This window comes from Vibrio sp. 2130-1 (assembly GCF_033339515.1).
Map to the genome: position 1 here is coordinate 24,014 of NZ_JAWOUT010000027.1, position 8,083 is coordinate 32,096.

7 protein-coding genes are annotated in these 8,083 nt (G+C 37.0%); 2 read left to right on the forward strand and 5 right to left on the reverse strand.

Features of this window, described 5'->3' with window-relative positions; translation table 11 throughout:
* Nucleotides 1-106: 106 nt before the first annotated feature.
* Together R7Q09_RS23100 and R7Q09_RS23105 are read left to right on the forward strand one after the other, a co-directional pair.
* Nucleotides 107-1,084 (forward strand): hypothetical protein, encoded by a 978-nt coding sequence (locus R7Q09_RS23100; RefSeq protein WP_318071257.1) that lies wholly within the window; start codon nt 107-109, stop codon nt 1,082-1,084.
* A gap of 582 nt (nt 1,085-1,666) precedes the next feature.
* Nucleotides 1,667-2,380, forward strand: coding sequence for a response regulator transcription factor (locus tag R7Q09_RS23105; protein WP_276455664.1), 714 nt, complete (start codon nt 1,667-1,669; stop codon nt 2,378-2,380).
* 767 nt (nt 2,381-3,147) lie between these two features.
* Here R7Q09_RS23105 and R7Q09_RS23110 read toward each other — a convergent pair.
* The 5 genes from R7Q09_RS23110 to R7Q09_RS23130 all read right to left on the reverse strand — a co-directional run bounded on the left by R7Q09_RS23110 (nt 3,148) and on the right by R7Q09_RS23130 (nt 7,880).
* Nucleotides 3,148-3,789: a CatB-related O-acetyltransferase gene (locus R7Q09_RS23110; RefSeq protein WP_042763227.1), complete on the reverse strand. Its 642-nt coding sequence runs from the start codon at nt 3,787-3,789 to the stop codon at nt 3,148-3,150.
* Between the two features lie 44 nt (nt 3,790-3,833).
* Nucleotides 3,834-4,496, reverse strand: coding sequence for an EAL domain-containing protein (locus tag R7Q09_RS23115; RefSeq protein ID WP_042763225.1), 663 nt, complete (start codon nt 4,494-4,496; stop codon nt 3,834-3,836).
* Nucleotides 4,497-4,623: 127 nt separating this feature from the next.
* The gene (gene ampC, locus R7Q09_RS23120) at nt 4,624-5,787 is read right to left on the reverse strand and encodes a class C beta-lactamase (protein WP_276455663.1); all 1,164 of its coding nucleotides are present in this window, start codon (nt 5,785-5,787) and stop codon (nt 4,624-4,626) included.
* 397 nt (nt 5,788-6,184) lie between these two features.
* Entirely contained in the window at nt 6,185-6,451 is a 267-nt protein-coding gene (locus tag R7Q09_RS23125; RefSeq protein WP_273977973.1) for a hypothetical protein, read from the reverse strand.
* A gap of 175 nt (nt 6,452-6,626) precedes the next feature.
* Nucleotides 6,627-7,880 carry a cytochrome P450 gene (locus R7Q09_RS23130; RefSeq protein WP_318071256.1) on the reverse strand — a complete coding sequence of 418 codons (1,254 nt, stop codon included), beginning with the start codon at nt 7,878-7,880 and terminating at the stop codon, nt 6,627-6,629.
* Between the last annotated feature and the right edge of the window lie 203 nt (nt 7,881-8,083).

Consider the following 8,083-nt stretch of genomic DNA (forward strand, 5'->3'; position numbering starts at 1 on the left):
CCTACTAAATGATAAAAGTGGTTCTAAATTTCTGACAAGAATTAGATCTATATAGGTAACTAACTCCTCTCTAAAATGTGGGCTAGTTTATTTGGAGAACTAACCCATGCGTACATTACCCATATCAATTTATACTTTTGTAATACTTATTCTGCTCTACCCTTGGTTTTTGAAAGCCTTTTACTTAGGTAATATCGGTGAAATTGGTCGATGGCTCTCACTCATGGCAATGGCTATGGCATTTGCAACTCCCCTCTATTCACTATACTTATCCATCCAACTTAGAAAGGAAAAAGCTATAACACGTACAGTAGCTTCTCAACGACATTTTGTTCTGCTCGGAGCTATAGTCCCTTCATTATTTACGCTTATCGGTGTTGTCCTATACATGCTTGGTATGGGCTCAACTTCGGAGCTAGTTGTTTACTATTCATTTTGGATAATAGCCGCCATCGCCTTCCTCAAGTTCAAAGCATTCGGAGAACCAAATTCAAAGCTGGCATCGCCAATGTTAAGGATCTCACATGGTATAAGCTCACTGATACTTATCGCCTTTATTGGAGCTCACCTTGTAAACCATCTTTCTGCAAACTGGGGAGGAGATACACACATTGAATTGATGGAAGCTTTGAGAAACTATTACAGAGCACCATTTGTTGAAGTAACATTGCTCGCTATTTTTGCATTTCAAGTAATCTCAGGCTTAATACTTCTATCAAGACACTTGAACCACGCAAGTGATGGGTATCGTACAACTCAACTTGCTACGGGCCTTCTGATCATGGTGTTCTTACTTTCACACGTTACAGCTGTGATTGGCCTAGGAAGAAGCTTTCTATCCATTGACACTAACTGGGAATGGCTAACCTTCGCACCTGGCTTACTACTAGATCCTTTTAATGTGAGGCTGATAGTGCACTATGGCTTGGGGGTGTTAGCATTACTAATCCACATTCTACTAGGCTTGAGGGTCGTAATCGCTTCACATAAAGGAGAAGCACTTGCAAATAAAGTATTTTGGCTAGCTGTAATGATACCTTTCATATTAGTATACTTCGTTATGCGTCCACTTATACTTGCTTAAGACGGTAACATAGATTTTATCCAATAGTTATAGGATTAGTCTTAATTTCTCTTGAAATAATTTTGGTTTAGAGCGCAGATACTACTGCGCTCTTTTTATTTTTGAAATATTCCTACTTATATTTCCCCACAACGCCCATCTAATGTATTGAACAAATAACTTGCTTGAGAAACAGCGGAAACAAGCGAGCACAACCACCGAAATAATGCAGTCATACTCGTAGCCTTAACTCTATTATCTTTTCATAAATATAAACACCATTTTAACTATATGCATATCTTATCCGTATGATTTAAAATTAACAAAATTCCAATGCGAATAGATAACATAATGTTACAATTCTACTTGGTCATTCTTTAAGCTAACAGTTAGCACGGTATTAATACGCTAACTGAGCGGATGTCTTTGTTAATCCTATTTTGCTATCTTATTGTAAAGTTAAAAAAGAATAGATTGTGTTATGATTTTATTTTCTATTTTATTGGAACTTTCGTAATGATATTGCTCTCTGTGATAAAAATAGTCAAAGAGAGCTAGGACTTCGATTATTTTTACTGTATTGCATTTTAAGGATGTTTAGAAATGGTAAATAGTGCATCTAAGATAAGATTGACATTGTTAGACGATCATGAACTTGTACTTCAAGGTATTACATCATACTTATCTAAGGAAGATAGCTTTCGCATTCTGGCTACTTATACAAAAAGTGATGACTTAGTGCGAAGTTTTAAAGAGCGTTTACCGGATATACTCATTGCAGATTACGAATTGGGACCAGATGAAAATGATGGTGCTAATTTGATCCGTTTTGTTCACTCTAGGTTTCCTTCAGTTAAAGTGATAGTAATGTCTACTCACTTTAGTGCTGGTATTGTTTCGTCAGCTCTTCGAGCAGGGGCGAAGGGTTTTGTCGGTAAACATCAGAGCCAAGAAGAGTTAATTAGAGCCGTAAAAATGGTTTTTAGAGGAAAAGTTTACGTAGAAAAGTGTATGTTAGATAAGATATCGGATATTAAGGGGACTCCTCCAGTTTCTCATCTTAATTCATCTAGGAACTCCCTGAAAGTTACCTCCCTCGTTAATGTTGAAAAGCTTACCACTAGAGAGCAAGAGGTTGTTCGATGCTTAATATCCGGTATGTCAGTGTCAGAAATTGCATATAAATTTTCTCGCAGTATCAAAACAATTAGTACACAAAAGATAAATGCCATGAAAAAGCTGGGAGTGAGTAGTGATAAAGAGCTTTATAAAATCACATCCAAAGACTCAGATCTATTTTTGAGTTTCAATGTTTGATGTTAATTTTCTTACAACTTGCTATCATTAAGTAAGAATATATAACAATTTCTCTTTTAGTTTACAAACAATCTTGAAAAGTAATCCAAAACTATCACTCAAGGTTGTTTTTATTAAAATTAATTGTACTTACTAAACCATCAACGATGCCATCACCTTTTCAACTACTGTACCGCCCTTTCTCACGTAAATTGATTTAAATAACGGAGAACTTGTATTGTATCAAAAGCAGCACTACTAAAAAAATGAAAGCTATGTTGATGTTAAGCCAATAGAAGCCAGACCAAATGCCATTGTGAGGGTATAGTTAGTGAGCTCATATCGATTTAGAGCCACGAGGAAAGTGAAAATGATCAATTTCTGAGCCTACAACTCAATAAGTACCAGGGCCATATAGTTGCCGTTAACAACACAATTCGTTGCTACAAGTCACAAGCAAATATGGGACGTAGACATCGATTATTTCTGAGTACAAAGCTTCACGGCTGCTTTCCAGAAACCAGCTTGTTGGGTTATGTTCTTTTCAACCGGTAGCCAATTGTTGAGTCATAGCCTGTAAAATGGGAGGGTATCAACCTGCTTTGTAGCGGCCGAGGTTAAGCTTCATAGAGCGTTACAAATCAACACAGCTATTGCAACAGCACTCTACTCCGTATGGGCAGAATGAATTTGAAGTTAAAGTTACAATAATGTGGTCAACTCTAACTGACTACTACAATAAGAGCAGACCACATTCGTACTCGTAAACTATAAGATTTTAAAAATCATTATTGACTATTAAACTTGTCGTATTCAAGGCTCGCCTTTTTTAAAGCTTCAATATCGTCTGAACATAACAATCTCTTTAAATCATCTATTTTTTGGGAAGGCCAATCATATATATTTAACTCAAGTAGCTGGTCAATAGTTTCCTTAGAAAAGCGATATCTGATATGTTTTGCTGGTGTTCCGGCGACCATACTATAAGGCTCCACATCCTTTGTCACTACACTATTAGCGGCGATGATAGCACCTTCTCCAATCTTGACCCCAGGCATGATCATAGCTCTCATACCAATCCAAACCCCATCAGAGATAAATGTGTGTCCTTTAGCAACAAAGGCTTCATCTATATATTCAGGGAATGGGTACAAGGAAAACCAATCAACTCTATGTGTACTATTGCCACCCATTACAATGACTACTTCAGGTGCTATACACACAAAGTCACCAATATACAATTTATCTATATCCCAATTAAGGTTCCAATCTCTACTAACAGCATCGCCCTGCAAGTATCTAACGACAGATTCTTCGAACCCTACATCCCAGCAATCGCTGTAATAGCTATGTTTGCCTTTAATCGTAATATTAGGATTAGTAACTACTTCATGTAGCAAGGTAACCTTCGACCAGTGCTTTATTTTCATTTTAACTCCAAGATCACATACATACATTTGCACCACATTTGAGTCTAACACGGCTTTCCAAAATAGAAACCTTGATAATATTCAATGCCCATTTTACATAAAACCTCATACTGTTCAGAGTTTTCTACTCCCTCAGCAAGGATTTCGACATCAAAGTTACTCTTTAAGTAGTTATAGGTGGCATCAAGTCTTTTCCATTTTTTATCATTTTCCTCAACATTTGAGGTCAAAGTTCGATCTAGTTTCACCATGTCGAAATCTAAATTCCAAAGACGCTCTAAACATGAATAATCTTTTCCAAAATCATCTAAGCTAAACTTTACCCCTAAACTTTTCAAAGACAACATATTTTCATTAGCAATAGCGAAGTCCACAATTTGAATATTTTCGAGCACTTCAAACTCAATATTAAATGGTAGTGACTTGAAATCAAATTCGAAACAAGAGAAATCTAAGTAGTTTAAAATATCAGAACTGACATTTATAGATATATTAAATCCATGTAATTTTGGTTCATTACAAATTTGCTTTACAGCCTTATTTATGATGAAGTAATCAAAGTATATATCGTCTTTGTGTAGCTGCAGCATGTCATAGGGAAAAAACACATCGCCTTCGGCATTCCTTGCTCTAATTAGAGATTCATATCCATAAACAGAACCTTGCTTTATTTTAGGTTGAAAAACAAAAAAAACTGATTTATGCATATAGCATCCGTAGTTAAAAGTCACTTCTTCTATACAAATGACTGGGTATGAAACAAGCTACTGATTTGAGAAAAAATTCAGTAGCTTGAATAATTGTGATTATGTCTTGTAATAAGAAGATAGGATGCTATTTAACTATAGCTTCAATGATGTTGTACGCAGCTTCTACACGCTTAGAGTTTGGATATGCTTTATTGGCAAGGATAACAACTCCAATTTTTTCTGATGGTAAATATGCTACGTAGGCACCAAATCCACCGGTTGACCCAGTTTTATTAAACCAAACCTCTTCTCCCATATTTTTAGAAACACTCTCAGTAACTGGTTGAGGATTAAGAATCACATCTGCAGAGTTGCCCTCTAGCAATTGCCCAAGAGTAACTGGATACTTATACTTTTCCCAACCAACAGCCTGTGTAAAGGTCTTTGTATCAAAGTATCCAATATGTGTCTGGTCTATGGCCTTTTTAATATCAACACCTATTGGTAACATCCCCATATTAGCCTCGAGAAAACGAATCATATCTGAGCTTGTTGACTTAATACCATATGCCTCAGCATCGAGCACACCAGGAGTCACTCTTACTGCGTCACCTTTCGAGCTATAACCAAAAGCATACTGTTCCATCCTTTCCTTAGGTACATTAACAAATGTGTTTGACATACCAAGCTCGGGTAAGATGGTTTTTTCCATCATTTCACTATAGTCTGCTTGCATACTCAATGAGCCTATATACCCATACAAACCTATACTTGGATTCGAGTATTCTCGTTGTGTACCAGCTTTAAACTCCGGCTTCCAAGCTTTATAAAATTCGAGCATTTCATCTTCATTAGTTACTTCATTTGGGAATTGAAGCGGCAACCCACCTGCTGTGTAAGTAGCTACATGAACAAGCTTAGTATCGCCCAGCGCACTTCCGCTTAATTCAGGAATATAGTCTGACACCTTGTCATCCATATTGAGCTTTCCTTTTCCCTCAGCATAAGCAGCCAAGGTCGCAGCAAAAGTTTTACTAATTGAACCCAATTCAAAAATTGTTTCATTGGTAACAGGATTCGCAGATTTTTTGTCGGCGACACCGTAATTATAGTAAAAACGCTCTCCGTTTACTGTCACGGAAACTGCTAAGCCGGGTATACTGAATTCTCCCATCAAATCGGAGGCATTTTCATCTACAATACTTTTTAATTTGCTAGCTAGTTCCACATCAGAACTAGCGTAAGTTGCAAAAGAACTGAGCGATAGGATTGCTACTAATGTTGAACTGAGTTTCATAGTTTTGTTCATAATTCTCTTAAAGGTTAAACTGACAGTACAATGGTGAACTGTCGCTTGATATTACATTAACACAATTGCACATTGCCATATCAAGTGTTAAAAACTAAACGCACCTGGTAACAAAATGAACAGTCCGAATTACCAAGCTTGAGGCCACATTAACACCACTCCATACACTTGGAATAAGAATATTCTTAATTTTAAACCTCATTCAGAGCGAAGCTATTTTGAATGCCTTTATACTTAAATCCTGTTCTAGATAGCACCGTACGCAGACAAAATGTTCTTCAGAAACTATCGGAATCACGCTATAAATCCATATCAATAGAATGACTTACCATGATTTGATGAACCAACACCAACCCGAAACCTTCTAAACTTGATAACTTATCACATCACTTGGCGTTTATGAGCGAATGCTACAATGAGCATTTGGATTAATTTGTATGCGATCATTGATTTTTTTTAAAGTTGAGGGGCCAACATCATAATGACAAGCTTTATCTATAACATAAACGGTATGCAGCAGGTTATGCTCTAGGTAGGTAATGCGTACTTTTCCTTTTTCATCGGCAACAATAACTATGTCTATCTTTTGAAGGCTCTGACTTGAATTTTTATTAGCACATCCGAAAAGAAAGGGCGCAAGCATTAATGTCAGTAATATTTTCATTTGCCATATTCTCTTATTAAATAACTCTTTATAAGGAGTGGTTTAGTTTTGTCAGTGAAAATATACTTGAAACTCAATATAAAAAATGGGAAAAATCTTAGTTTATTAAAACATCATATAATGAATCAGATCCTATCAATAACCTTACCATTAGCCTAAAATGACCTCATGCGTATTAGCTGTTGATGTTCGTTGTATACTGCTCAGTTTTTAGCGGCACGACTTTTAGAGGGAGAAATTCAAGAGTCCGAAGTATCAGGGAACTACTTGACCAATTAGCGACTCCGTCTGCTGAGATCATTCCTCTTTCACACAATGCTAGCGCTAAGTTCTCTGCTTGAGATTGAGCAAGCATTTGTCCTATACATCGATGTGCTCCTACACCAAACCCCAGATGACGCTGAGAATTTTTTCTACTAGGATTAAACTTCCATGCTTCTTCAAACACTGTTTCATCCCGATTGGCAGCACCCAAGCAAAGCAGAACATTATCTCCTACTTTAAGTTCATGTCCCATGTAATTTATCGGGGTTTTAACCTTTCGCCTAGTCATCTGTAAAGGGGACTCAAATCGCATCACTTCATTAACGATATCCTTTACTTTCAAGTTGCTACATCTAATGTCTTCTTGTAAGTTAGGGGACTGAGCAAGGACATATAAAAGATTACCTGTTAACGCTTCACTGGTTTCACTCCCACCTAGTAATATTGTTATGCAATCAGTGCTAAATCGCTTCAAAAGTATATTTTCATCTCCACCGTATCCCTTAAGCAGGTTTCGATAAAAAATAGAGTCGTAACCGTTTATATGTGCGTGTGCTAGCTGGTTAAAAGCATGATCGAGACGTGAAATAGCATTTATCAGTCGCTGAAGACCAAGTTTGTCAATAGCGCTAGGATCTAACAATAGTCTAATAGCACTTTGCTCTTGCTCTACGACTTCTTGTAGTTCGTGTGGTAAATTTAGCCATGAATAAAATAGCTTTTTCCATAGCGGTGCAGCAAGGTGCTTAATGCCATCAAATTTACAGTTAGTTACTGATTTTGCTAGTAGCGAATGTGACTCGTAATATATAATTTCACTTAAAGCATTCCAGGACTCACCCGAAAATACGGTCTGAAGAGCTCGGCGGTGCTGATGATGATTATGACCATCTTCAAAAAGAATGATACCGTAAATAAGGTCTCTTAAAGAAGGGCTGACATTGAAATCCAGTTTCTCCAATTCTCCATGCAAATCATCCGGTATACCTAAAGACACTAGTGAGTTGTCTTTAAAAGCTCTATAGACGTCTGTGTAGCGAGTTAGAACCCAGGTTTTTCCAATTCGTGTGACGGCTTTCTTACGCATGTTTTGATAAATAGTATAAAGATTTTCCTGAAAGTCAGGAGAGGAAGGATTAAAACGAGGTGCTTTAATGTTTGTCATATGTAACGACCCATCACAGGAATAACTGAAAATCAGTTTAGTAGCATGCACAGCCAACCACAACTCTATGAAAGAGTCATCACATAGTTATGTGGTATTGCTTCAAGGTAGTTACCAATTTGATAGGGCGGTGTTGATCAAATCAGGTGAAGAGTCGATCTTGCCTACACTCTATCGCCATTAGCTTCGAATAGGCATACCTA

Coding starts and splice junctions, on each gene's coding strand:
- R7Q09_RS23100 (WP_318071257.1), top strand. CDS start 107: ATGCGTACATTACCCATATCAATTTATACTTTTGTAATACTTATTCTG.
- R7Q09_RS23105 (WP_276455664.1), top strand. CDS start 1,667: ATGGTAAATAGTGCATCTAAGATAAGATTGACATTGTTAGACGATCAT.
- R7Q09_RS23110 (WP_042763227.1), bottom strand. CDS start 3,789: ATGAAAATAAAGCACTGGTCGAAGGTTACCTTGCTACATGAAGTAGTT.
- R7Q09_RS23115 (WP_042763225.1), bottom strand. CDS start 4,496: ATGCATAAATCAGTTTTTTTTGTTTTTCAACCTAAAATAAAGCAAGGT.
- ampC (WP_276455663.1), bottom strand. CDS start 5,787: ATGAACAAAACTATGAAACTCAGTTCAACATTAGTAGCAATCCTATCG.
- R7Q09_RS23125 (WP_273977973.1), bottom strand. CDS start 6,451: ATGAAAATATTACTGACATTAATGCTTGCGCCCTTTCTTTTCGGATGT.
- R7Q09_RS23130 (WP_318071256.1), bottom strand. CDS start 7,880: ATGACAAACATTAAAGCACCTCGTTTTAATCCTTCCTCTCCTGACTTT.